The organism is Paenarthrobacter ilicis (assembly GCF_016907545.1).
Classification (GTDB): Bacteria; Actinomycetota; Actinomycetes; order Actinomycetales; family Micrococcaceae; genus Arthrobacter; species Arthrobacter ilicis.
In genome coordinates, this window is the sequence record NZ_JAFBCD010000001.1 from 3,407,140 (window position 1) to 3,430,569 (window position 23,430).

General features: G+C 64.4%; 21 protein-coding genes. 7 read left to right on the top strand and 14 right to left on the bottom strand.

All coding sequences use genetic code 11. From position 1 onward, the window contains the following. The first annotated feature begins 9 nt into the window (after positions 1-9). Positions 10-492: a hypothetical protein gene (locus JOE60_RS15545; protein ID WP_167267427.1), complete on the top strand. Its 483-nt coding sequence runs from the start codon at positions 10-12 to the stop codon at positions 490-492. 12 nt (positions 493-504) lie between these two features. Here the strand turns inward: JOE60_RS15545 and JOE60_RS18415 are convergent, their stop codons facing one another. The 4 genes from JOE60_RS18415 to JOE60_RS15560 form a co-directional block, all read right to left on the bottom strand. Next, complete coding sequence (locus tag JOE60_RS18415) at positions 505-1,137, bottom strand: FG-GAP repeat domain-containing protein (RefSeq protein ID WP_239528886.1); 633 nt, start codon at positions 1,135-1,137, stop codon at positions 505-507. Continuing rightward, positions 1,118-1,804 (bottom strand): hypothetical protein, encoded by a 687-nt coding sequence (locus tag JOE60_RS18420; protein WP_239528887.1) that lies wholly within the window; start codon positions 1,802-1,804, stop codon positions 1,118-1,120. The genes JOE60_RS18415 and JOE60_RS18420 overlap by 20 nt, the downstream gene beginning before the upstream one ends. Before the next feature lie 68 nt (positions 1,805-1,872). After that, positions 1,873-2,151 carry a winged helix-turn-helix transcriptional regulator gene (locus JOE60_RS15555; protein ID WP_167267429.1) on the bottom strand — a complete coding sequence of 93 codons (279 nt, stop codon included), beginning with the start codon at positions 2,149-2,151 and terminating at the stop codon, positions 1,873-1,875. After that, entirely contained in the window at positions 2,148-2,552 is a 405-nt protein-coding gene (locus JOE60_RS15560; RefSeq protein ID WP_167267431.1) for a VOC family protein, read from the bottom strand. The genes JOE60_RS15555 and JOE60_RS15560 overlap by 4 nt, the downstream gene beginning before the upstream one ends. 71 nt (positions 2,553-2,623) lie before the next feature. Between JOE60_RS15560 and trmB the strand changes: the two genes are divergently transcribed. The 3 genes from trmB to JOE60_RS15575 are packed head-to-tail and all read left to right on the top strand — an operon-like array spanning position 2,624 to position 4,427. After that, positions 2,624-3,529 (top strand): tRNA (guanosine(46)-N7)-methyltransferase TrmB, encoded by a 906-nt coding sequence (gene trmB, locus JOE60_RS15565; protein ID WP_167267433.1) that lies wholly within the window; start codon positions 2,624-2,626, stop codon positions 3,527-3,529. A 21-nt stretch (positions 3,530-3,550) separates the two neighbouring features. Beyond that, on the top strand, positions 3,551-3,943 hold the full coding sequence (locus JOE60_RS15570; protein ID WP_167267435.1) for a hypothetical protein: 393 nt from the start codon (positions 3,551-3,553) through the stop codon (positions 3,941-3,943). Between the two features lies 1 nt (position 3,944). Further along, positions 3,945-4,427 (top strand): type II toxin-antitoxin system RatA family toxin, encoded by a 483-nt coding sequence (locus JOE60_RS15575; RefSeq protein ID WP_167267437.1) that lies wholly within the window; start codon positions 3,945-3,947, stop codon positions 4,425-4,427. Here JOE60_RS15575 and JOE60_RS15580 read toward each other — a convergent pair. From JOE60_RS15580 to JOE60_RS15590, 3 genes are all read right to left on the bottom strand, one after another. Then, positions 4,424-5,089 (bottom strand): anti-sigma factor family protein, encoded by a 666-nt coding sequence (locus JOE60_RS15580; protein WP_167267439.1) that lies wholly within the window; start codon positions 5,087-5,089, stop codon positions 4,424-4,426. The genes JOE60_RS15575 and JOE60_RS15580 overlap by 4 nt on opposite strands. After that, positions 5,086-5,583 carry a sigma-70 family RNA polymerase sigma factor gene (locus tag JOE60_RS15585; protein ID WP_167267441.1) on the bottom strand — a complete coding sequence of 166 codons (498 nt, stop codon included), beginning with the start codon at positions 5,581-5,583 and terminating at the stop codon, positions 5,086-5,088. Before JOE60_RS15585 ends, JOE60_RS15580 begins: the two co-directional genes overlap by 4 nt. A 201-nt stretch (positions 5,584-5,784) precedes the next feature. Beyond that, the gene (locus tag JOE60_RS15590; protein ID WP_420851415.1) at positions 5,785-6,726 is read right to left on the bottom strand and encodes a hypothetical protein; all 942 of its coding nucleotides are present in this window, start codon (positions 6,724-6,726) and stop codon (positions 5,785-5,787) included. A gap of 201 nt (positions 6,727-6,927) precedes the next feature. Here JOE60_RS15590 and JOE60_RS15595 point away from each other — a divergent pair, with 201 nt between their 5' ends. Further along, positions 6,928-7,131, top strand: coding sequence for a hypothetical protein (locus tag JOE60_RS15595; protein ID WP_167267113.1), 204 nt, complete (start codon positions 6,928-6,930; stop codon positions 7,129-7,131). Positions 7,132-7,218: 87 nt separating this feature from the next. Here JOE60_RS15595 and JOE60_RS15600 read toward each other — a convergent pair whose 3' ends face one another. Then, positions 7,219-8,064 carry a DMP19 family protein gene (locus tag JOE60_RS15600; RefSeq protein WP_167267445.1) on the bottom strand — a complete coding sequence of 282 codons (846 nt, stop codon included), beginning with the start codon at positions 8,062-8,064 and terminating at the stop codon, positions 7,219-7,221. Positions 8,065-8,228: 164 nt separating this feature from the next. On the opposite strand from JOE60_RS15600, the gene JOE60_RS15605 reads away from it, so the two are divergent. Next, on the top strand, positions 8,229-11,675 hold the full coding sequence (locus JOE60_RS15605; RefSeq protein ID WP_167267447.1) for a DEAD/DEAH box helicase: 3,447 nt from the start codon (positions 8,229-8,231) through the stop codon (positions 11,673-11,675). Between the two features lie 93 nt (positions 11,676-11,768). On the opposite strand, the gene JOE60_RS15610 is transcribed toward JOE60_RS15605, so the two are convergent. Then, the gene (locus tag JOE60_RS15610) at positions 11,769-12,944 is read right to left on the bottom strand and encodes an MFS transporter (RefSeq protein ID WP_167267449.1); all 1,176 of its coding nucleotides are present in this window, start codon (positions 12,942-12,944) and stop codon (positions 11,769-11,771) included. Beyond that, positions 12,941-13,615: a GntR family transcriptional regulator gene (locus JOE60_RS15615; RefSeq protein ID WP_167267450.1), complete on the bottom strand. Its 675-nt coding sequence runs from the start codon at positions 13,613-13,615 to the stop codon at positions 12,941-12,943. The genes JOE60_RS15610 and JOE60_RS15615 overlap by 4 nt, the downstream gene beginning before the upstream one ends. A gap of 272 nt (positions 13,616-13,887) precedes the next feature. Here JOE60_RS15615 and JOE60_RS15620 point away from each other — a divergent pair, with 272 nt between their 5' ends. Beyond that, a complete protein-coding gene (locus JOE60_RS15620) occupies positions 13,888-17,388 on the top strand; it encodes a discoidin domain-containing protein (protein WP_167267452.1) in 3,501 nt (1,166 codons plus the stop codon). A 68-nt stretch (positions 17,389-17,456) separates the two neighbouring features. On the opposite strand, the gene JOE60_RS15625 is transcribed toward JOE60_RS15620, so the two are convergent. From JOE60_RS15625 to JOE60_RS15640, 4 genes are all read right to left on the bottom strand, one after another. Continuing rightward, complete coding sequence (locus JOE60_RS15625) at positions 17,457-18,257, bottom strand: GNAT family N-acetyltransferase (protein WP_167267455.1); 801 nt, start codon at positions 18,255-18,257, stop codon at positions 17,457-17,459. 124 nt (positions 18,258-18,381) lie between these two features. Further along, complete coding sequence (locus tag JOE60_RS15630; protein ID WP_167267457.1) at positions 18,382-20,277, bottom strand: DUF2264 domain-containing protein; 1,896 nt, start codon at positions 20,275-20,277, stop codon at positions 18,382-18,384. After that, entirely contained in the window at positions 20,277-21,425 is a 1,149-nt protein-coding gene (locus tag JOE60_RS15635) for a LacI family DNA-binding transcriptional regulator (protein WP_167267459.1), read from the bottom strand. Before JOE60_RS15635 ends, JOE60_RS15630 begins: the two co-directional genes overlap by 1 nt. Next, positions 21,418-23,394 carry a heparinase II/III family protein gene (locus JOE60_RS15640; protein ID WP_167267461.1) on the bottom strand — a complete coding sequence of 659 codons (1,977 nt, stop codon included), beginning with the start codon at positions 23,392-23,394 and terminating at the stop codon, positions 21,418-21,420. The genes JOE60_RS15635 and JOE60_RS15640 overlap by 8 nt, the downstream gene beginning before the upstream one ends. Positions 23,395-23,430 lie beyond the last annotated feature (36 nt).

Here is a 23,430-nt window from a genome sequence, read left to right on the forward strand (position 1 = left end):
CCGAACATAGTGGCGGCGAAAAACACGAAGAACGCGGTCCTGTGGATCATCGCAGTGATCGCGTCCATCCTCCTGAGCGCCTGCACCGTTGGAGCCCCTTCGACGACGGCCCGTCCCTTGGCCGTCGTCGAAGGGGAAGTGGCCAAAATTCCGGGCGTCGACTTCACAGCCGGGCGGGCCTGGGACGGCACCACACCCTACGTGGAGGCGAAACTTTCGGCGACCGACGACTTTACCGGAGACCCCGCACGCCTGATCAACTACGCCCTGGCACAGCTTGCTTCACAGGACGAGGTGGATCGCGGACGCTTCGTTCGGTTCACTTTCGAAGGCCCCGGCCAAACGGTGGAGGGAACACAAAAAATTCTTGCCTCACTGGGCATCGAATCGCAGGTGTACGGAGGAGGTTCGTCCCTGGAACTCTCCTCCAAGGACCTGGAACGGCGGTATGGCACATGGCCGGCGCCGGTTCCCGAGGAGCCGGCGGGCTAGCCCGGCTCCCGCCTAGATAAGCGACTGGAAGATGCCCCAGCCTGTCCCAATGGTCTGGGAGGTGGGAACAAAGCCGTAGTACTTCAGGAGATCTCCGTCAGCGTTGATCGCTACGAAGTCGTTCCGGGTTACGTTGTGACCCCAGTGGATGGCCTCCCCCAGGTTGTGGGTATAGCTGCCCACACCGAGGACGTCCACCATGGACCCCCATCCGGGCCCCCAGGTGCCGGCACCTTCCAAACCCCCTCTGCCGTCTGAACGGTAGTGGTGCATGTACCCGTCGAAGTCGCGTCCCAACAGGTCCACATTCCCGTCACCGCTGAGGTCACCGGAAGCAACTACCTTGTCGAAGACCTGCCAACCGGTCCCCACAACGCTGGGTTCCTGCCATCCGCCGTCGCCATCGCCGGGATACAGGTGAAGGTCACCTTCGGCGTCACGCGCCATGACATCGTTGATGCCGTCTCCGTCGAAGTCTCCCGGGCCCAGGATGCTGTCAAAAATGTCCCAACCCGTGCCAACCAGGGACCGGCCTTTCCAACCGCCCGCACCGTCACCCGGGTATAGGTACAAGTCGCCGTCTTCGTCCCTGCCAAGGACATCGTTGTTTCCGTCCCCGTCAAAGTCACCCCGGGGAGAACACAATGTTGAACATGTTCCAGCCCGTGCCCACCAGCCTGGGCTTATCCCACTGGGCCGCCTCATAGCTGGGGCACAGCCCCACGTCGCACGGTCCCAGGCCATAGGTATACGTCCGCGGATACAGGACCAGGTCACCACCGGCCGTGCGTCCCATCAACTCGTAGTTCCCACGTCCGGTCCAGCCCATGGCCCGGTTGGATGCCGAGATGGGGTCCGTCTCCTTGCTGTGCAGCAGGGTGTTCTCATCGCCACGCAGTGCATCTCCGCACTGCTTCTTCTCCGGAGTGGTGGCGTAGACGTTGAAGGAAAGGCGGTTCCCACGGTCTTCCGGCAGAATCTTGAGGACTTCTTTCTGGCGTGCGGCCTTCAGCGGGGTGCCGTTGCTGAGCCACTCGATCGTGTAGCCGTCGGGAGCTTCAGGGGTCTTGTCGCAGCCGGTAAATTCCGCGGGCGCACCCATCCGCAGTTCCGACCCCACAAACGGCATGCCCACCATGGACACGATCCCGTCCATATCAATATGGTGCTGCGGTGCGGGGCCCGCTGCGGCGGCCGGCGCTGCGCCGGCCCCGGCGGATCCGGCCACGATCAAGCCCACCAGGGCGCCCGCCGTCGCCAACGCCGCGAGGCCTTGGACCCTTGTTTTCCTGGATGGTGTGGAGGTGGTCACGCGGGCTCATTCCTGTTGAAGTCCGGAACTGACAATGGCAGCAGCGCACGTCAACACCCCCACCTGCCCTAATCCTGCCCTACCCAACGTGCCAAGGCGTCGATCGCCTCACCCAAGGCGCGGCCCCGATCGGTCAACGCGTAAGCGCGGGTGTTGTGCTTCAGTGGCAGCCGGACCAGCACCCCTGCGGCCTCCAACTCACGCAAGCGGGTGGCCAGCATGTTGGTTGGCACTCCAAGGTCGCGTTGCAGGTCACCGTACCGCTGGGGTCCCTCCAGGAGACGTTCCACAATGAGCAGGGCCCACCGCGCTCCCACTATGTCCAGGGCAGCGGCGAGGTTGCTCACGCTGTGGGAGCGGCGTCCGGCTTCATCCAGAACGGCGAGTAGTGATAGCCATCAGGGTCATCGAATTGGCGTTGGTACATGAAGGGGTAGTCATCGGTGTCTCCGATCCGGCCACCGGCAGCTGCGGCACGCTCAATGATCAGGTCCACCGCTTCCCGGCTGTCCATGTCGAAGGAGACCGTCACTTTGGAGGGGGTGTCCGGTCCGCCGATGAGGTCCTCGGAACCCCCGACGCTCGCGTACATGGCGCGGCTGCCGAGCATCACGTATTGGTCGGGAGCGATCGCAAAACAGGACACGTTGTGATCGGACATCTCAGGGTTGAGGTTCCAGCCGAGGGCTGTGTAGAAGTCGGTGGCGCGTTGGACATTGTCTACGGGGCAGGTGATAAAGAGGCTCATGCGGCACATACTTGCAAAATGCAAGTGCCCCGTCAAGACCCTCCCGCAAGAACCAAAGTATTCTGGAAGGGATGAGTGAAACCCCAGATTCCCCGCGACCAGTCACGCCCGGCACCCAGGCCTCGTTCGGTACCTACGGCGGCCGGCCTGTCAGCTTTGTGCGCCGCGGAACCCGTTTGCAGGGCCGCAGGCAGGCAGCATGGGAAGAGCATGCCGAACGCTGGGCCGTCCAGGTCCCGCGCCACGTCGCCAATACCTCGGTGCACCCGGATTACACGTTCGACGCCGAGGCTGTCTTTGGGCGGAAGGCTCCCCTGATCGTGGAGATCGGCTCAGGCCTGGGCGACGCCGTGGTGCACGCAGCCGAGGAGAACCCGGACAAGGACTTCCTGGCCGTGGAGGTCTACACGCCCGGGTTGGCCAACACCATCATCAAAATCAACAGCCGCGGCCTGACCAACGTCCGGGTGGTGGAAGCCAACGCCCCGGAAGTCCTGGAGTCAATGCTCCCCGAGGGCTCCGTCAGCGAGCTGTGGGTGTTCTTCCCGGACCCCTGGCACAAGGCACGGCACCACAAGCGCCGCCTCATCCAGCCCGCGTTCGCCTCGGTTGCCGCCAAGGCACTGCAAAAGGGTGGCTACTGGCGCATCGCCACGGACTGGTCCAACTACGCCGTGCACGTCCGGGAAGTCCTTGCAGACTCCACTGAATTCGAGAACATGCACGAAGGCGAGCGCAGCGGCGAGGAGAGCCCGTTGACGCAAGTGTGGGAATCCGGCGTCGAATCCGTGGTGGGCGGCGCCCCTGTGCGGGAAGGCCGCGCCCCGGTCAGCACCGAACACACGGGCCCCAACCAGGGCGTGGACGAGGAAGGCGGCTGGGCTCCCCGGTTCGAGGGCCGCATCCGGACCAGCTTTGAGAACAAGGCCCACGAGGCCGGGCGCATGATTTTCGACCTCACGTACCGCAAGATCTAACGGACCCACGTTGGGGGAATCATGAGCTATCTGCCGCAGTCGGGGTATTACCAACCGCCCCGGCGTTCGCGTACCAAGGGGCTGGGCGCCGGGATTACCAGCATTGTCGCTGCGGTGCTCTCCCCCATCGCAGCGGTGGTCAGTGTTCCCCTGGGCATCGCCGCAGTGGCTTCCGCCATGAGCCGGTACAACCCGGGCAACGACGGTTGGTGGTTCGGCGCTTTGGCCTTGGCCGGAACAGCGGTCGTGCTGGCCTTGGTGGCCGTTATCAGCGGGCTGATCGCGGTGTTCCGCGCCGGTGGCATGAATGCCGGACGGATCACGGGGATCATTGGGCTGGCCATCATGGCAGTCAACGTCTTTGGTGTTGCTTTCATGGTGTTCCTTGTTATCGGCGCCGGGCAGGGGAGCTGACATGCCACAGGTTCGCGCCGAACGCTTCATCCACCTGGACCCGGCCACGGCTTTTGCCTTGTCGCAGACCACCGGACAATTCAGGCTCAAATGGGACCCGTTCATTTCTTCCCAGGCGTTCCTTGATGGCGCTGCGGCGGCCGGAAAGGGCGTCCGCACACGGACAGTCTCCCGGATGGGCCTGAGAATGGTCAGCGAATACGTGTCCTACGCGCCCCCGAAGAACGTGGGCATGACCATGGTTTCCGGGCCGTGGTTCTTTGAGAACTTTGGCGGCGGCTGGCGTTTCACAGCGGACGACGGCGGCACCCGGGCGGTCTGGAAGTACACCTTTTCGTGCCGCCCGGCCCTGTTGAAGCCCGTGGCTGAGCGGATCGGCGGTTGGCTGCTGGGCAGGGAGATCGAGCGCCGGATCGAAGCTTTCGCCCGCGCCTGCGAAGACCCGGATCTGGTGGCCGAACTGCGGGCACAAAGCGCCGGCTAGGGAACCGAGATCACCGCCACGGTCTTCTCCGCCTCATCGCGGAGCTCTACGCCCGCGATTCCCGCCAACTGAACCGGTGTGGCACCGGTGATCCTGATCCGGCCGCTGGGCGTCGCCGTCCAGCCGCAGGTCCGTTCCTCGGCCCCGTCACGACCCTTGACCCACAGGTAAAGCGTCCCTTCCAAGGGCATGCTCCGGCCTTCGACTTCCAGCTCGGTGCCCCACGTCTTCTTGACCATTCCCACGGTGAGCTGCAATCCGTTGTCCGACTGGACCGAGTAGCTTGCATCGGGTTTTGCTGGCTGGTTCAGCAGCGGCCCTGCCAGGACTCCGGCTGCCAGGCACGCAGCCGCAACGGCGCCCACCAAAGCCGCCCACCGGCGTCGTGATGTGCGCCTGCGCGCTGACAAGTCCACCAGGACTCTCTTGGGCAACGGATCAGCTGATGCCTCCAGCGGTTCCAAGGTGCCCGACGTGGTGAGGGCGATCGCGTCGGCCGCGGGAACGGCGTCAAGGAGCGCCGGCAAGGATTCCAGTTCTTCAAGCTCTGCGCGGCATTCGGAACAGACAGTGAGGTGGTCCTCGAAGGCGCGCTCCTCACCCGGTTCCAACCCGCCCAGAAGGTAGGCTCCCAGCAGTTGGTGGACGGAGTTGCCGGTCATCGTTCCACCCCCATTTCATCAAGAATTGTTCGGAGGGCCTTCACCGCATAGAAAGCCCGGGATTTCACCGTTCCAGCGGGGATGTTCAGCTGCAGTGCCGCCTCCACCACCGTGAACCGCTGGTAATGCAGTGCCACCAGAACCTCGCGGTGCTCGTGGCTGAGCCGTAGCAGCGCCTCCTCCATGAGGACCCGGTTCAGGAGCTCGTCCACGCGCTCGGATGCCGCGCGGTCCGGGAGGTCGTGCTCGCCGGTCTCCAGTGGACGGCGCTGGGATTTGCGGTAGTTGTCAATGATGACGTTGCGGGCTGTCCGGAACAGGTAGCTCCGCAGGCTGCCCGTGATATGCGGTGCGTGCTGCCAGACCTTGAGGATGGTCTCCTGCACAACATCGTCCGCCAGGTTCGCGTCCGACGTGCAGCTGAGGACAAAGCGCTTCAAAGCCGTCCCGTGGTCGCGGTAAATTGCCGCCACCACATCCTCGTCCAACGGCATAGCCACCTCCTCCGCGCCCCGTCCCTGTTGCCCTACACCTGTACGACGCCGGCCGCGCAGGAAAGGTTCAATCCCATAGACCATTCTTCACCAGCAGGCTCCCCACCTTCTCTCCTTCTCGAGTTCGCGGGAATGCGGTGAATTCGCTGGAGGCCTCCGCACGAAAACGCGGGCTTCCCGCGAACTCGAGTGCCGGCGTCGTTATCTCAGTGCTCGGAGGATGCGCTCCTTGAAGAGACGCTCCTGGAATAAGTCCTTCCACTCGATGCGGATGAACCGCCAGCCCTCCTCCACCAGGGCTTTCTCGCGCCGCCGTTCCTGAAAGATCACCTCGTCGGTGGGCTGGTAGTCGAAGTATTTGGTCCGCCCATCGAATTCAAGAGCCAACTTCTCCTTTTTCCAGGCGAAGTCCATGCGGTGGCGGCCCACCCTGGACTGCACTTCCACCTGCGGCTCCGGCGGCTTGATGCGGAGCCTCTGAATGAGTTCACGGGTAAGTGTCTCGCCGGCCGACTCGGAGCGCGGGTCCGCGTTGTCCAAAGCCTTGCGCAGGGTGCGGATGCCTCTTTTCCCATCCGAGATTGCCGCAATGCCCTTAAGCGCGGTGATATCGGCGCCCTTTCGTAGCCCGTGATCCATGACCACCAAGGCTTTGGGGTAGCTCAGCATCCTGCCAGAATCAGCAAGTGTCCGTTCCAAGGTGGTTGTCCGCAGTCCCCGGATCAACTCAACCTGGTGCTCACTGAGACTCTCGGTGTGGGCTCGCACATCCTTGCCCCACCGGTCAGCGGAAGGTCTCACCGGGTGCAGAATGTGCACCTTCTGGTCAACGCCCCACAGAAAAAGTCCATGAAGACGGGCAGCCGAGAGGTGGCTGTAGACGAAGCCGCCCGTGGAAGTGGTCAAAGTCCCGTGGGCGTGGGCCATGATCCGCTCCCTTGCCTGCCCGCCGGGGCTCAGCGATTCCCACGTGCTGGCCCGGATATAGCAGCCGTACCTCAACCGGAGCAGCCCACCCGAACCCACTAGATCCCTGATGCGCCGGCTGTTGAAGCCCATGCGAAGCAACTCATCGGTCCGCCACATGTACCCACGTAATGGCAGATTAGGGGCCGAAGTGCTGCTTTTGTCTATTGATGGCATGTCCATCGGTTCAGCTTGGCCACCGCGGACCGTGGTCGGAACGGGCATTTTCGGCTATGTGGAAAGCGCCGCGCCGAAACTCCGGGAATGCGGTGAATTCGCTGGAGGCCTCCGCACGAAAACGCGGGCTTCCCGCGAACCCGGGATCCCACGCCCACAAACGGGTCGGCTAGACTGCAGGCTACTCACTGGGGAGAGAACATGACACAGGACATCAGCAGAAAAAAGGCACCAACATTGACGTTCCTGGGGGTGCAGGAACTCGCGTGGACCTTGGGGCTCGTCGCCATGATCATCAATGCCACTGAACGTGGCCTGGACTGGATCTGGGTGGGCCTGTTGGTCTGCTGGCAGGCATCCATCGTCTGGGGCTTCCTCAAGTTCCGCCAGGCCAAAGCACGCTAAAGCGCCGAGATCGCCGGAACGCGTCCAGACCGCCGGAACTCTCCGGCGATCCTGCAGCGTTCCGGCGATCCCGGCGAAAAGAAGGACCTACGCGTCAGCGAACTCCGGCTCCTCAAACTCCACGGCCGCGATGATCTCCTTGGTCTCCGGGTGGATCATGTACGCCTCGTCGTCGTCTTCCACCATGATGTAGTCGCCGTGATCGGTGGTGAAGTGCCAGGCCAAGGTGGTTTCGCCGTCGTGCTGGTAGTTGGGATCGCCCATGGTGATCTTTTCCAACGAGTACCCTGCAACATCGCACAGTTCGCGGATGATCACCTCGAACTCGGGAGCGTTGGCCAAAGCTTCTTCTTCGGCTTCGGCCTGGCGCTCGGCGAGGTCCGGCACCTGGGCAACACGCTCGGCGATGTGCGCCTCGATTTCCTCGTCGGACAGCACCAGGAGCTCGGATTGATCACGGAGGTAAGCGGCGTTGAGCTCCATGATGTCTTCCTCTTCAAGGAGGGCTTCGAACTCGCCATCCAGCTCATCCACGGCAACAACGGACGCGGGAGGGGTCTCGGATTCGTCCAATTCGCCATCGAGGTAGGCCTCGGCTTCGTCCTCTGTCAGTGCGTCAAAGGCAGCCGCGGTCCGGTTGAACAAATCGAGGTGGCGGTCGGCGCCCATTTCTGAAAGCCCCGCACGGACAAAGGCATCCACTTCTTCACGTTCCGGTGCCGTGAAGACGTACTGGGCGAAACCGCCGGACAGCGCCTGGGTCAGGTAGAAGTCCACGTAGTAGCTGTTGAGCGCTGCTGCAGCAATCTCGTCACTGTTCAGGAGTTCCTGGTACATCTCATTGACCACGTTGACGTTGGAATCCACAACATCCGCAGTGCCGGCCGCAAAGCTGGTCTTGTTCAGGACAACGGGGTACTGGTTGGTAGTCATGGGAAATCCTCACTGCTGAAACTGGTGGTGCTCCGGACCCTCCCAACGTACGCGTGGGAAGTCCACCGGAATCGAGGTTGGGGTTAACGGAGGGCGAAGTTTGGGAGCCGTTTTCTGCTGACTAAGATTGAACAGATAACCTCCTGCCGAAAGTAGCCCGACGCATGCCGTCCCACACAGACGAAACCTGGGAACTGGCCATTCAGACTCCAGCCATTAACGACCGCTCCCTGGCGGCCGGACTGGCCTATGCCATGGGCAGCCGCGTCACCGGGATTTCGTTCGATTCGGGCACCGGGCTCCTCCTCGGCAAAGTACGCGGCAGCGGCCCACAACCATACTCGACGTCGGCAAAACTGGTCCGCAAGCCCAGCGGCTGGAGCTGCACCGTAGGTATTTGCAGCTGCCCTGTCCGTAAAGACTGCAAGCACGTGGCCGCGCTGCTGTTCACGGCGGAGGACCACCCCACCATCCGCGCCCAGCTCCTGTCCCAGGCACCGGGAATCCAAACTGCACGCCCCCAGCAGAACGGCGCCGTCCGCCCCGCATGGGAACAAGCCCTCAACAGGTTGATCACCAAACCTGGAAGCGCTCCCAGTGCCGCCGGCATCCCGCTTGCCCTGCAGTTCGAAGTGGAAGAGCCCGCCGCTCACTTCTCCTACACAGGCCGCCGCGACCCCATGCGCAGTGTCCGCCAGCTCAAGGCCCGCCCCGTGATGATGGGCGCCAAGGGCAAATGGATCCGCGGCGACATCTCCTGGAACAACCTCAGCTACGTGAGCTTCCGGCGCGAATTCAACGAGGTCCAGGTGGAATGGCTCCAGACTTTCCTGGCCGCCCACGGCTCACCCAACGGCCGCCAACAACCCTCCGGCGCCATGTGGTTGAGCCTTAACGACTTCACCGCCAAGAACCTGTGGACCCTTCTGGCGGAGGCAACAAAGGCCGGCATCCACCTGATCCACTCGGCTGGGAGTGAGCCTGTCCGCGTGGAGACCCAGCCCGCCGTCGTCGGACTGAGCCTGGCGCGCGTTGGCCACAACACCAGCGAAACGCCCGACGGCGGGCTGCAGCTTGCGCCGTCCGTGACCATCGGTGGTGAGCCGGTTGATGCCGGAACTGTGGGCTTCCTCGGCAAGCCGGCCAACGGTATCTTCTTCACGCATTCCGGTGACGCCCTGCCCGGTGTCCCGCAGCAAAACAACCTGATCACCCTGGCTCCCCTTGACGGCGGAATCACCGATGAGTTGCTGGAGTTCATCACCGAGGGGCAAACACTCCAGATCCCGGCCGAGGACGAGGGCCGCTTCCTGACGTCCTTCTACCCGAAGCTTCGGCAGTCCACTCCCGTGCAAGCCGCGGATGAGTCCGTTGAGCTGCCCACCCTGGCTGTCCCCACCCTGTCCCTCCTGGCGAACTACGGAAACGACCATAAGGTCCGGCTGCACTGGGAATGGCACTACAAGTCCGGCACGCTGGTCACGGCACAGCCGCTCTGGCGCCACCCGGATGACCGTGGCTACCGGGATGACGCCGAGGAAGCCCGGATCCTGGAATCGTTGGGGCGTCCGTGGGACGTGGTGACGGCGCTCGCCGAGTCCTCCACCGGCGGTTGGGGCGCTCCACGGCTGGCAGCGTCGGCCGAGCTCAGCGGCCTGGACACCTTGGCCTTCACCGAGGAGGTGCTGCCCGCGCTGAAGGAACTGCCCGACGTCGTGGTGGAAACCTCCGGCGAGATCGCCGATTACCGCGAGGCCGCTGAAGCCCCTGTGGTCTCCATCTCCACCACGGAGACGGCCAGCGGCGACTGGTTCGATCTCGGCATTGTGATCACCCTCGAAGGCGAGCCTGTGTCCTTCGCCGCGGTGTTTTCCGCCCTGGCCGCCGGCATGAGCCGGATGCTGCTGCCCAGCGGCGCCTACTTCTCGCTGGATCTTCCCGAGCTTCACCAGCTCCGCGCACTGATTGACGAGGCCCGCTCCCTCCAGGACAACCCGGACAACAAGGACGGCACCCTGCAGATCAGCCGTTTCCAGGCAGGCCTCTGGGACGAACTCGCCCAACTGGGAATCGTGGACGAGCAAGCCGCCGCGTGGCGCGAGGCTGTGGGCGGACTGCTCGACGACGGCGTGACCGGGCTGCCGTTGCCGGCCGGACTTAACGCTGAGCTGCGTCCCTATCAGCTGGAAGGGTTCAACTGGCTCAGCTTCCTGTACAAGCACAGCCTGGGTGGCGTGCTGGCTGACGACATGGGCCTGGGTAAGACTGTCCAGGCGATTGCGCTGATGTGCGCGGCGAAGGACCTGGCCACGGAAACGGCCGCCCCTCTGGCCCGGGATGACCAGGCGCCTGCCGATGACCAGACTCCGCGGGCCCCCTTCCTGGTGGTGGCCCCCACCAGCGTGGTCAGCAACTGGGCCCTCGAAGCCCAGCGGTTCGCCCCGGGCTTGGTGGTCAGGACGGTCGGTGAAACTTTCGCCAAGAGCGGCCTGACACCGTCGGACGCGTTGGTGGGTGCCGACGTCGTGATTACCTCCTATGCCCTGTTCCGCATTGACTACGATGCCTACGCGTCCTTCCCGTGGGCCGGGCTGATGCTGGACGAGGCGCAGTTCGTGAAGAACCACCAGTCCAAGGCGTATCAGTGTGCGCGCAAATTGCCCGCCCGTTTCAAGCTGGCCATCACCGGTACACCGCTGGAAAACAACCTCATGGAGTTCTGGGCGCTGACGTCCATTGTTGCGCCGGGCCTGTTCCCCAGCCCCAAACGGTTCGCCGAGAATTACCAAAAGCCGGTGGAGAAGAACGGCGACTCCGCGCAGCTGGGTAAGCTCCGGCGTCGTGTGCGTCCGCTCATGATGCGCCGCACAAAAGAGCAAGTCATCAAGGACCTGCCACCCAAGCAGGAGCAAATACTTGAGGTGGTGCTCAATCCGCGCCACCAGAAGGTCTACCAAACCCACCTGCAACGTGAGCGGCAGAAGATCCTGGGCCTGATCGATGACGTGAACAAGAACCGGTTCACGATCTTCCAGTCGTTGACGTTGCTGCGGCAGCTGAGCCTGGATGCGTCGCTGGTGGACTCATCGCTGTCAGGGGTGCGCTCCTCCAAACTGGACGTGCTGTTCGAACAACTGGAAGACATCATTTCCGAGGGCCACCGGACCTTGATCTTCAGCCAGTTCACCGGGTTCCTGGGCAAAGTCCGCGAGCGCCTGGACGCCGAAGGTGTGGAGTACTGCTACCTGGACGGCTCCACCCGCAACCGCGGAGACGTGGTGAGCGAGTTCAAGAACGGCTCCGCTCCGGTGTTCCTGATCTCGCTGAAGGCAGGCGGGTTTGGGCTCAACCTGACCGAGGCCGATTACGTGTTCCTGCTGGACCCCTGGTGGAACCCGGCCTCCGAAGCTCAGGCCGTGGACCGGACCCACCGCATTGGGCAGGCCCGCAACGTGATGGTCTACCGGCTGGTGGCAAAGGACACCATCGAAGAGAAGGTCATGGCGTTGAAGGTCAAGAAGTCGCAGCTGTTCGCCGATGTGATGGAGGGCGACGCGTTGACCGGGGGTTCGTTGACGGCGGATGACCTGGCGGCGCTGTTCGCTGAGTAAGCTTCAGCCGGCCTCGCAATCCAGGAGGCCGGCGAACACGCGGCCAGTGCATGGCCGGGATGGGCTCAGACAGCCTCTCGGGTGACTGGAGTGCTAATCATCCAGCCGCACTCCGCGCAGCAGCAGCATGGTCCCGCCCACGGCAACTGCGGACGCCAAAAACACCCCCGCAGCACCCAGGCCCACAGCCACCACGCCGATGGCACTGGGCAGGACCACTTGGCCCACCCTGTTTCCCGCGAGCCTCAACGCCAAGGCCCTTCCGCGCTGCCCCTCCGGAGCCTGGGCCGAGAGCCAGGACATGGTAAGCGGTTGGCCAATGCCGAGCCCCAGGCCCAGGAAGGCCATGACCACAAAAAGCAACCACACGGGCATGGGGATGGCCGCCACCGCGAGCGCCACCGTGGAGACCCCCAGGCTGAGGACCAGGAGTTTCATGCGTCCGAGCTTCCGGGACACCCGGCCGAGCCCCAACCTGGAGATCATGGAAAAGACCGCACGGACAGTGAGCATCAGGCCCACGGTTGCTGCGGTGAGTCCGCGTTCGGCACCGAGCGCGGGAAGGTAGACCACTGTCAGGTCCACAACGGCAAGGACGGTGGCGCTGGTGGCCAAGGCACGGGCGACGCCCGGGGTCTTGAGGAGGGACATGGCGTTGCCCTTGGGGCGGGTTCCGTTCGCTGGGGTGGTCCGCCCGCTGACACGTCGGGAGATCACGAACGTGGTCAGGAACATCACCAGGCTCATCGCCACCGACAAGATGAAGATCGCCTGCGTATTGGGACGCACGGACGCGCCGCCCACCACGGAGATCGCCAGCGGACCCAGCGCCTGCCCCAAGGAGGCAGCAAACGTCAGGTATCCGAAGGCAGAGTCCAACCGGGAGGCCGCGGCGTTGTTGGCTACCACCGCCTGCTGCCCCACCACGCACGCCAATTGCCCGGCGCCCAGGAGGGCTGTGCCGGCCACCAGGGCCAGCACGGACGTTCCCCATAACAGGAGGAACGCCGAACACGCCATGACGACGGCGGACCCGATCGCCATGAGCCTGCGCTCGCCCAGGCGGTCCACCAGTCCGCCGATGGGCAGCGCAAGCAGCAGGGGAAAGACTGCGTAACTGGCAGCAAGGACACCCAGCGCGAAGGCCGGGACATCCAATTCCAGGGCACGATAGGTGGCGGCCGGACGCACCAGGAAGGTCACGGCCTGGATCAACGCCGAATGGACCAGCAGGGCCGTGGATGAGCGCCGGCCGAGTTCGCCGATCACTGCGGGCCGGCGTCGTTGTGGAGCCCCGATCCGGAGATGGCCCGCAGTGTCTCGTCGCGGGCGGCGATCACGTGGTCAAAGGCGGTCTTGGCGGCCTTGTCCGGCTGTTGCGAGGCGATGGCTTCCACCAGCGCACGGTGATCGGCCAGGGCTTCTTCCCGCCGGTCCGCGGAGTTGTTGGTGAAGTGCCGGTATCGCTGGACGTGCCCTGCCACTTGCTCGTGGAAGCGCTTGGCCCAGGAGTTGCCCGCAATGCTGGCGATGGTTGCGTGCAGTTCCACTCCGTACCGCATGGCTTCGTCGGCAAACCCCACCATGGCGGCGTTCCGTTCCAGGATGTCGTTGAGCTTCTGGAGGTCTCCGGGGGTTGCGTTGGCGCAGGCCTCGCGGGCCATGAGGGATTCCAGCGCTGCACGGACGCCGTACAGCTCGGAAACAGCTGTGGCGTCCAGGGTGGGGACCAGCACTCCCCCAGTGGATTGCTGTTCCAGGAGGTCCTCGGAGATCAGCCTGCGGATCGCTTCCCTCAACGGCGTGCGGCTGACATTCAGGGCCGCTGCCATGGCGGGCTCGTAGATCCGTTCGCCTGGGGCGAGCTCCAGGGTGAGGATTTGGCGCTTGAGTTCGGAGTACACCACGTGCGCTCCGGTGTTGCGTGGTGCTGGTGGCATGGGGGTCCTCATCAAAATGTGTACTTGTATACATTTATACACGTACTCGCGCAGCACCGGTAAGCAACTATCGGGAGCGGTTCGGATCAAGCTCGTTCGAGCATGTTCGAGTGCATTGTGAGCACCCACGCAGGCTCATAGTCTCGGGGTGCCCGGCAAGGTTGAACGGACCGGGCCGGCACCCGCAGCAAGCACCCGACCTGCAGCTCCCCAAACAAACTCGACGATGAGGTCCCTCCATGGCGTTATCCGCACACAGAATCCGAAGGCCAGTGGCCGCCTTGGCTGCAGCCGTCACCGCAGCAGCCGGCCTGGCACTCCTGCCGGCAGCCCCCGCAGCACAGGCCGCAGACACCACCGCGATCACCATCACTCCCAACCCCGCAAGCCGCGGCGAAGCATTTGAAGGATGGGGCACCAGCCTGGTGTGGTTCGCGAACGCGACGGCGGGATACTCCCCGGAGTTGCGTGAGGAGTTGTACCAAAAGGTCTTCGGCGAGGACGGCCTGAACCTCAACATTGCCCGCTATAACGTGGGCGGCGGCAACGCATCGGACGTCAAGGATTACCTCAACGACGGCAGCGCTGTGGAGGGCTGGTGGAAACCGGTCAAGGAAGCGACACCCGGCCAACCGGCGTCGAACCTCTACAAACCTGACGGCAGCGTGGACGCAACGCAGGCCAACAAGCTTGCGTTCCTCAAGGCCTGGAACCCGGACGATCCCGCCTCCTACAACCCGGACGCGGACAAGAACCAGCGCTGGTGGGTGGAACGGCTGGCCGAGGACCAGCAGATCACGCACTGGGAAGCCTTCAGCAACTCGCCGCCGTGGTTCATGACCAAGAGCGGGTACGTCTCCGGGCAGGTCAATACGGCCAAGGGCGAGAACCTGCTGCCCGAAGCGGAGGGCAAGTTCGCCGCGTACATGCGGCACGCCGTCGAACTTCTCGAAAAGGGCAGCGGGATCACAGTGGACACCGTTGACCCATTCAACGAGCCGAACTCCGGATACTGGGGCACGGACATCAACGCCGCCACCGGAAAGCCACCCACCACGTACACGCAAAAACAGGAGGGCGCACTGATTTACCCGGCTGCACAGGACCGGGTGACAAAGCTGCTCGCCGCGGAGTTGGCCAAGGGCATCACCGGCGCCGTGATCTCCGCGATGGACGAGACCGACCCCACCAAGTTCATGACCAACTGGAACGGATACAGCCAGGAAGCCAAGGACGCCGTGGCACAGCTCAACGTCCACACCTACGGCACCAATGACCGTCGCCGTGTCCGGGACCTGGCAAGCTCCACGGACAAGCCACTGTGGATGAGCGAAGTGGGCGGCTTCTGGACCGGAAATCCGGCCCTGGGTGACTCCACCAGCGGCTGGGACCGCTCCAACATCACCAACGGCCTGGGCATCGCCAGCCGGATGGTCAACGACCTGCGCGAGCTGGATCCCAACGCCTGGGTGTTCTGGCAGCCTGTGGAGGACACGTACAAACAAGAGAAGGCGGACAAGGGTTGGGGTTCCATTTACGTGGACTTCGACTGCAACTACGCCGGACGCGAAGGCTACTCAAACCGCAGGATCAACGACGGCGCCACCATGGACAACGCCAAGTGCAAGGTCCTGACCAACCAGAAGTACAACACCACCCGCAACTTCACGCACTACATCCGCCCCGGCGACTTCCTCATCCAGAACAACGATCCCAAGACCGCCAGCGCACTCCGCGCCGACGGAAACGGCGCCACGCTGGTCCACTTCAATGACACGCCGACGCCGGAAAAGGTCACCCTGGACCTCAGCCGCTTCGGCAACATCGCCCCGGGCGCCAAAGTGACGCCTGTGGTCACCACCAAATCGCCGCTGGACGACATCGAGAAGAACGCCTTGGTGAAGGGCGCACCAGTGGCTGTGAACACTGCCGCCAAGTCGGCAACGCTGGAGGTTCCTGCCGCGTCCGTGGTGACGTTCGTCGTCGACGGCGTCAGCGGAGTTTCGGACGACGCCGCACCTGTGAAGGACGGCCACAGCTACCACCTCAGCGGAGAGGCGAGCGGCAAGTACCTGACCGCTCGTGCGAACGGCACGGCTGCGATCGAGGACCTGGGAACCGATGCCGCGGGGATTGCTCCCCAGATGTGGACGTTCAACTCAGTGGATTCAGGCAACGCCGTGGGCTCAGGCAACGAGTTTGCCAATGACCGCCGCTGGGTTCTTACCACCAAGGACGGACGGGTCCTCACCGGCAACGGCGGGGTGCTCAACGGCAGCCAATCGGGCGCTGCTTCCGTGGCGTCCATGACGCTGGAACAGGCCAAAGCCACTCCTTCTGCACAGTGGATGGTCACCACGGAAAACGGCAAGCAGTGGACGCTGGTGAACGCCGCCGCCGCTATCGCCCTCCAGGTATCCGGTAACCAAACCGCGGCGGGGTCAGCCGTTGGCCTGGCGTCCTCCACGGGCACCACCGCAACGGCCCTGGCCAACCCGCACCAGGCGTGGGGCTTCACGGACATCGCAGAGTTGAAGCTGCTCGGGGTTTCGCCTCTAGAGCTGAGCACGCCTGTGGGGACGGTGCCGGCCCTTCCCGCTACTGTCACCCCGGTCTATGGAGCGGGTCCCGGCAAACCACTGGCTGTTACATGGACACCGGCGGATCCTGGTTCGTGGCAAAAGGCCGGGAAGGTGACCGTGCATGGTTCCGGCGTGGACCCGTACGGCCAAACATTCGAAGCCGTCCTGACAGTCACCGTTGGTTCCTACCTCGCCACCGATCCCGTTTCCGTGACGGTTGGCGTGGGGTCCTCCGTGGCCTCGGTGCAAGCCGCGGCTCCGGCGACTGTTCCCGGCCAGATCGCCGACGGACCGGCACGGAACCCGCTGAACGTCAGTTGGGATTGGTCTTCCCTGGCCGGAACCGAGTTGCAAGCTCCGGGAACCGTGACGGTGCCCGGAAACGCCAACGGACTTCCGGCAACCCTGACCGTGATTGTGGTGGACCGTGTTCCTGTCACCAACATCTGCAAGGACGAACCCGGGACCACGGCCTCAGCGAGCTACACCGAAGGCTCGTACATCGCCAGGAACACGTGTGACGGCAATGCGTCCACCCGATGGTCCAACTGGGTGAGCGGCGGCCGGGCGGGCGATTCGCTGAGCTACGCCTTCGCCCGCGATTACACCGTCTCCTCGGTGACCATCACGTCTGCGGAGAAGGCCGCGGCCAGCCTCACGGTCCAGTACCAGGACGCAGCCGGGGCATGGAAGAACACGTCCGCGGGAACCATCAACGGCCTCTCCCTCTCCTCCCCCACCACGGTGTCCTTTGATGCCGTAACAACGCGGGGCATCCGGATTGCCTTCGCCACCCCGGGCTCGTACACCAAGATCGCGGAGGTGGCGATCGCCGGCACCCGTTTGGCTGATGCCGGACTGGCCGACCTCGGCAGGCTACTCGTCAACCAGGCCTCGGTGGTGGGCTTCACTCCCGGGACCACCGGCTACCCGGTGCTGGCACCGACGGCGACACCCGCCGTCGTCGGCTACCCGCTGGACACCAACGCAAAGGTGACGGTCCAGCAGCCCACCGCGGACAGCCCTTCGGCGGTAGTCACCGTAACCGCCCCGGACGGCACCGTGAAGGTGTACCGGGTGGTTGTCTCCACCGGCAAGGATGCGTGCAAGAACAACGGTTGGACCACCAGTCCGTCGCCTGTCTACAAGAACCAAGGACAGTGCGTGAGCAGTTTCGCGGCTGGTAAGTAGGTCCTGACACTCACAGTGAGGCCCCCTTGGATGGTTGTCCAAGGGGGCCTCACTGCGTTCGTTCCTTCTCAGCCACGCACCCAGCGGTAGGGCGTCGTGGTGGACACTTTAAGCAGTCCAGAGCGCTCCAGAATAGGGCGGGAGTATTCGGTGGAATCACTGTTGATCAGTGTTTTGCCCTTCGCCAAGGCTGCGTGGGCGCGGCGGGCTGTCAGGGCCCGGTAGATTCCGCGGCCCCGCCACTCCGGCCGGGTGGCCCCACCCCAGATCCCGGCAAAGTCGGTGCCTTCCACAGGCTCCAATCGTCCGGCGCTCACCATCTTGCCGTCAGCTTCAGCAACCCACAGTTCCATGCCGTCGTCCAGCGAGAGCCGGTGCAGCAAGGCATCGGCCATCTCCTCCGAAACAGGATCGCCGAATACCTCGTCCTGCATGGCACTCATGGCCCGCACATCCGCTTCCTCCACCACCCGGCGCAGGGTCACACCTTCGGGCAAAGGGACGTCCGCGGTGAGGGCCCGGGCATCACCGATCATGATCGATTCGGTCTCATCCGCCGTGAAACCATGGGCTGTGAGGGCTTCGTGAAGCCCGGGAGCGTGATCGTGTCCGCGGGTTTTCCACTCGATCCTGGTGATCTCCGCCTGATCTTCGAAAAAGGATAGAGCCCCTTCCACCAAGCCGCGGATGCCCTCCTCATCCGCGCCAGCCAGGTCCTGGTACGTGATGAAGCCACGGCCGCCCCTGAAGGTCACCAACCGGAGCGGGCCAAGTCCCTTGACCGCAACAGCGCTTGGCGTCTCGGCATCGGTGCGCAGTTGCTGGTCATAGGCGGCAAGGAGCCGGGCTTTGGTGTCGGAATCCGTCATCCCGCGAGCCTACTCGGCAGCGATGAATTCTGCTGGATCACTCGCTGCCGCAACCACACGTCACCGCGAAACCACGTGGAAGGAGCACGGTGCCACATGGAATGATCCAGCAAATTTCGCAGACCTAGCTATCGAACCGATCGAGCAGGTCACCGGCCAGCCGCGTGCCATCGGGGAATTCGAAGTGGCCATCGCTGTACGTCACCGTCGCTGGAGCATCTCCGTCACCGGTGAGAAGCACAGCGGCGGCATAGTCCCCGTCGTGCGCGGCGCCCGGAGTTCCCACCCACGGAATGGTGAGCTCCAAACCCATGGGGTGGGCGCCGGAACGGACAAAGGTCCCGGCTGTATCCAAAGCCGAACCGAACCCCGGCACAGCCTGCACGGTACTGACCATGGAAGAGGCCGAATCCACGGGCCAGCCACCGATCCGCAGGGACGCACCAGTGCTGGCAGAAACCCCGGAAACCCCGCTGACACGGACCAGCCGCAGCTCCACCGCACCGCGTGTCACCGACACCACCGTGACGGAAGGCCCGGCCGTGGCGATCCCGGCAACGCCGCTGCCATGGTCCGGCCCGGAGTCGGGATCCGGTTGGATCCAGTGGGCGGTGAAGCGGGAGGCCCCGATCTGTACGCCATCTTCAGTCAACGATCCGCAGTGCTCGAATCCGGTCCGGTGGGTCAGCCGCCCGGTGGAGTCCTCAAACGTCACCGCGTTATCCAAGGACTCCGGGGTGAGGTCCGGGAACGTGTGCGTGGAGTACCCCAGCCGCGCATACAGGGGCGAATCTGCCAGCACCGCGCCGGGAACAGCGTGATCCGTGGCGTGGTTCCGGATGCGCACAACACCGTCGGCCACAGTCCCGTCAACCTGCCAGCCCGGCGCAGCAATCAACCGCTGAGTGTCACCCACTTCCACCGGCAGGGGCTCCTCCACGGACGTCCACACGCGGTGGTCCGCCGGCATCGCCAGCCCCAGCATTCCTTTCGCAGCCCAGTACGGCGATCCAGCACCGGAGTAGGCCTGCTTCATTCCGGCGAACTCGCCATGCCAGCCGATGGACAGGAGCCCGTCCCCGGTGATGGACCCGTTCCGGGCAAAGTAATCGAGCATCCCGGAGGCCGCCCGGCGCGAGAGTCCCGGCGCCAAAGGGGTATTGCCGGACAACTCCCCTACCCAGAACGGCGCTGCGGCCGCGAACCGGTAAATCAGGCTGCGGCCCTGAATGAGCGGGGCACCGTTCGCACCCACAAGGTAGGCGGCGTCGCCCAGAAACTCCGCCAACCGCTCGCCGTCGAGCTTCTTGCGGGCTACCACCCTGGGATCCGACGGCGCCATCATGGCCCACAGCTGTGGATAAACCTGGAACGCCCAGCCCACATAGTGGTCGTAAGCTCGCTCAGGCCCGTCGGCAAACCAGCCACCGCCCCGGTACAGCGAATCGTGGACGGCCAGTCCGGCGTCGATGTCCTCATCCGAGTACCGCCCGCCCACGGAAGCCAGGAACGATTCCACCACAATCTGGAACCATACCCAGTTGATGGGCGGGTACTCCTCACCGATCACGGTCTCAAACCACGCGATGAGCTGCTCCTGGACGCGCCCCGGCAGCTTGTCCCACACCATGTCCCGGGTCAGCGCCAAGCCGACAGCCAACGACGCCGCCTCAACCTTCGCCTGCCCCAGCTCACCCGGGGTTGGCCACCGGTCCGGGTTGGCGGGGTTCGTACCGGCGTCGAGCCCTGCGGCGTACCACTCGGCAATCCAGCCCGTGGTGGCCGGGTCGCCGGCCATGCGGAACGAGGCCAGTAGGAATGTCCGTGCGAAGGCTTCCAACGAATCGCTCCGCGGACCGTACCGGCTGTTGGCCCCGGGAAGGTGGATGTTGGCGTGGTCCGCGGACCCAAAGCGGTGGGCAGATCGCAGAAGGTAATCCGCGTAGGCAGCCCAGTGGTCCCTGGTGAGGCCGGTGTACGGGGACAGCCCGTGGTCCAAAGGGGGCAGGACAAGAGGCATCAGAGGGAGTCCTCCAGCGCGACATCGGCCAGGCCGCGGGGAGCCCCCAGGGACGACTCCCGCACAATCAGTTCGGGGTTCAGGTCTATGCGATGCACGGGGCGCATCCTTCCTTCGGCCAGGCGCGCAGCCATGAGTTGCACCGCCACCTTGCCGACGTAGCTCTTGGGTGGCCGAACGGCGGAAATCGCGGGCTCGGCGAGGTAGGCCACTTCGTCGTCGTAACCAACGATCGCCATGGAACCGGGAACATCCACGCCGCGGTCCACGCAGTGCTGCACGAACGCGACGGCCTGGGTATCCGAGTGCACCAGCATGGCCGTGGTTCCGGATGAACGGCACAACTCCAAAACATGGTCAAAGTGCTTTGCGCGCTCGCCGTTGTCCAGCTTGGCCGAATCCTCATGGATGGACTTGTCCAAGGGAATTTTCAGCGCGGCAAGGGCTTGCTTCCACCCGCGCACCACGTGGGGGCTGGTGGGGCTGGTGGAATCCGTGAGGCAACCGATCATCCGGTGCCCTTCCTGCCACAAGTGCCGGACGGCCATTCCCGCCCCAAAGGAGTGATCCGTGGCCACCCATTCCAGGCGATGGGAGGGGATCTCCGACGGCGCCCGACGCTCAGCCATGATCACCGGGATGGGCAGGGCATTGAGCCACCGCAGCAGCTCCTTTCCGTGGGCGCCACCCATGTCCGGGGCAACAATCAGGCCGTCGATATTTTGGGTGTCCAGCAGCGCCTGGACCTGCCGGCGGTTATCTGCGGCATCGTAGGCCGAGCCGCGCACAAGGATTCGGAGGTTCTGCACCTCAGCCTCACCGCGGGCACCGGAAATTACCTGAGGCCAGTAGTAATCCAGGGAAGGAACCACCATGCCGATTGAGTAACTGTGCGCGGAAGGCCTGCCCACTGCCGCGGAGCGGTCCAGGGGACTGGGCAGCGTGGCACCGCCGTGCACACGGGATACCAGGCCCTCGTCGGCCAGGGTGTTCACGTCGCGCCGGATGGTCAGTTCGCTGACGCCCAGCTTCACGGCAATGTCCCGCACCGTGATGGCCCCGTGGGCGCGCAGCTCCTCCATGAGGCGCTCACGCCGTTGCAGCGAGAAGAGCGACCTCCCGGTTTCCGGGCTTGATTCGCTAGTCATAAATGGCCTCCACGGTGAGGGTGAATGCGCCGGAAGCGCGGTTTTCCTGGGGCATGCGGAACCGGATCCGGGTGAGCTTTTCGCCCCAGATGTCTCCGAGCAGCGGATCGTCCAGGCACCATTCGTCAATAAGGACGACGGCGGTGGCAGGCTTCCAACGGAGGTGGACTCCCCTGCCGGTTTCCACCGTGGGGATGCCGTCCGGCGTGATGGTGGCCGTCGCGTCGCTACCCAAGCGGACGGTGCCGGCAACCAGGTAGGTGATGTCGACGTCGGGCGTTCCCTGGGGAGGCTGCGTTCCCTCGGGTGGGGACGACGGCAGGTTCCAGCGGTCATCAATCACCACTGTGGCGGCGTCCCGATTCAGCAGCGAGGTGCGGATCCATTGCTCGGGATGGTCCAGCCCGTAGGCCGCACCGAGTCCCAGCTCCAGGATGGGCTCCTCCGGGGTGGGTTCCTGCAGGACTGTCGCTGCGAACGCCGAACCCGTCCCCTGCTCCAGCCCGAACGGCGCGGGAACACTGTGCCAGGCGCTCTGCATGGCCCGGATCCCGTAACGGTCAGGTCCGAACGTCTGGGCGGTGTAGGTGGGCTGCCCGGCGTCGACCAGCAACGGTACGCCATCCAGGGCCACCACCACGGAGCCGACGTCGCGATGGTTGTGGTGTTCGCCGTTGTGCCCGCCTTTCGCTGCGAGGGTGAGCCCGGCGGACGTTCCGGGGGTTTGGCGAGCCACCATGATCTGCACGGACGGCAAGTACGTCACCCAACTGGGTGACATTTGTGCGCGTTGTGGGGGCTCACAACGCGCACTATTGCGACCTAGTTGGGTAAGGGAGGTCAGGACGCGGCCCAGGCCGGCGGCGGCGTTGGGCTCGGGTTCGGCTGCAGCAAACGTTGCGGAAAGCTCGACGGCGGCAGCGTCACCCAGCCGGCTGGCCCAGCGGTGCAGCATGTCCCACGGAAGTCCGGGGTGCGCACGGGCCGGGCCATCGGCGACGTTCAGGAACCAGCGGTGTCCCAGGTGCATGCGTGCGGGGAATGCCACCAGTTCCCGGATCACCGGCAGGTCCGCGTTAAGGGCCCCGGCGGTTGCCTGCTCCAGCACTGCCAGGCCTTCCAACGCGCGGCCCGCACCGTTCCACCAGTAGGCAAAGCCTTCGTCGATTGCCCCGTCCGCGGGGATGGACGCCAGGAACCGGTCCAGGCCTTCAACGCACCGGGCAACAACCTGCGCCTGAACCTGCGGATCATCCACCAGCAACAGCGCGGCAACAATGATGTTCGAGTGGATCCAGGGGTTCCAGTTATGGACGTCGCCTTGGAGGCCCAGCCAATGCCAGTCCAGATCATCCAGGAACGGTCCAATCACCCGCCGGTGCGCTTCCAGCCGGATCCGTTTCCGCAGCCCCGGGGCCCTATCATCAAGCTGTGCACCCAGGACATGGTCAAGCCAGGCGAGCTGGGCCACTACCTCACCTGCGCCGAGGTCCAGGTACGGGCGGTTGTGGTCCGGCACAACTTCTCCGTTGCGCGTGAACACGTCATCGTGGGCTGCCCAGCTCCAGGAGCTCTGCTCGCACAGGAGGAAGGCGCCGTCGATCACTTCGTCGAGCCAGTCGCGGCCCGGTCCACCATCAACCAAAGCCATGACGACGGCGCGCGTCAGCCGCTGCTGCCGGCTCGCCACGAGACCCTCGTACGCCGTGCGGTTGCCGTCACGGAAGTAGCGGGCGTAGTGGGACACCAGCGGCTGTGGCCAGGGTGTCCCTTTTTCGGTGTGGGCCTGGGCGCGCAGTCCGGTCAGGGGCGCCCCGGCAGTGCGCTGCCACCCGGCGTCGGACGCGGGACGGATGGTGAGGCGATCACGGGCCCCGGCCAGCAGGACTGTGAGGGAGTCCGCCTCGGCGCGGTCTCCCCAGGCTGATATCAGGGGCGGCGCATCAACGGCAGCGGTGCCGGTTGCCATAGTATTCTTCTCTCATTTGTTCGAATTTGAACGTTT

What these genes read in the sequence shown, in the direction of transcription:
- JOE60_RS15630 (WP_167267457.1), bottom strand. Translation starts at nt 20,277, where the DNA reads ATGCCTCTTGTCCTGCCCCCTTTGGACCACGGGCTGTCCCCGTACACC.
- JOE60_RS15640 (WP_167267461.1), bottom strand. Translation starts at nt 23,394, where the DNA reads ATGGCAACCGGCACCGCTGCCGTTGATGCGCCGCCCCTGATATCAGCC.
- trmB (WP_167267433.1), top strand. Translation starts at nt 2,624, where the DNA reads ATGAGTGAAACCCCAGATTCCCCGCGACCAGTCACGCCCGGCACCCAG.
- JOE60_RS15570 (WP_167267435.1), top strand. Translation starts at nt 3,551, where the DNA reads ATGAGCTATCTGCCGCAGTCGGGGTATTACCAACCGCCCCGGCGTTCG.
- JOE60_RS15635 (WP_167267459.1), bottom strand. Translation starts at nt 21,425, where the DNA reads ATGACTAGCGAATCAAGCCCGGAAACCGGGAGGTCGCTCTTCTCGCTG.
- JOE60_RS15600 (WP_167267445.1), bottom strand. Translation starts at nt 8,064, where the DNA reads ATGACTACCAACCAGTACCCCGTTGTCCTGAACAAGACCAGCTTTGCG.
- JOE60_RS15605 (WP_167267447.1), top strand. Translation starts at nt 8,229, where the DNA reads ATGCCGTCCCACACAGACGAAACCTGGGAACTGGCCATTCAGACTCCA.
- JOE60_RS15590 (WP_420851415.1), bottom strand. Translation starts at nt 6,726, where the DNA reads ATGCCATCAATAGACAAAAGCAGCACTTCGGCCCCTAATCTGCCATTA.
- JOE60_RS15615 (WP_167267450.1), bottom strand. Translation starts at nt 13,615, where the DNA reads ATGCCACCAGCACCACGCAACACCGGAGCGCACGTGGTGTACTCCGAA.
- JOE60_RS15560 (WP_167267431.1), bottom strand. Translation starts at nt 2,552, where the DNA reads ATGAGCCTCTTTATCACCTGCCCCGTAGACAATGTCCAACGCGCCACC.
- JOE60_RS15625 (WP_167267455.1), bottom strand. Translation starts at nt 18,257, where the DNA reads ATGACGGATTCCGACACCAAAGCCCGGCTCCTTGCCGCCTATGACCAG.
- JOE60_RS15580 (WP_167267439.1), bottom strand. Translation starts at nt 5,089, where the DNA reads ATGACCGGCAACTCCGTCCACCAACTGCTGGGAGCCTACCTTCTGGGC.
- JOE60_RS15585 (WP_167267441.1), bottom strand. Translation starts at nt 5,583, where the DNA reads ATGCCGTTGGACGAGGATGTGGTGGCGGCAATTTACCGCGACCACGGG.
- JOE60_RS15595 (WP_167267113.1), top strand. Translation starts at nt 6,928, where the DNA reads ATGACACAGGACATCAGCAGAAAAAAGGCACCAACATTGACGTTCCTG.
- JOE60_RS15575 (WP_167267437.1), top strand. Translation starts at nt 3,945, where the DNA reads ATGCCACAGGTTCGCGCCGAACGCTTCATCCACCTGGACCCGGCCACG.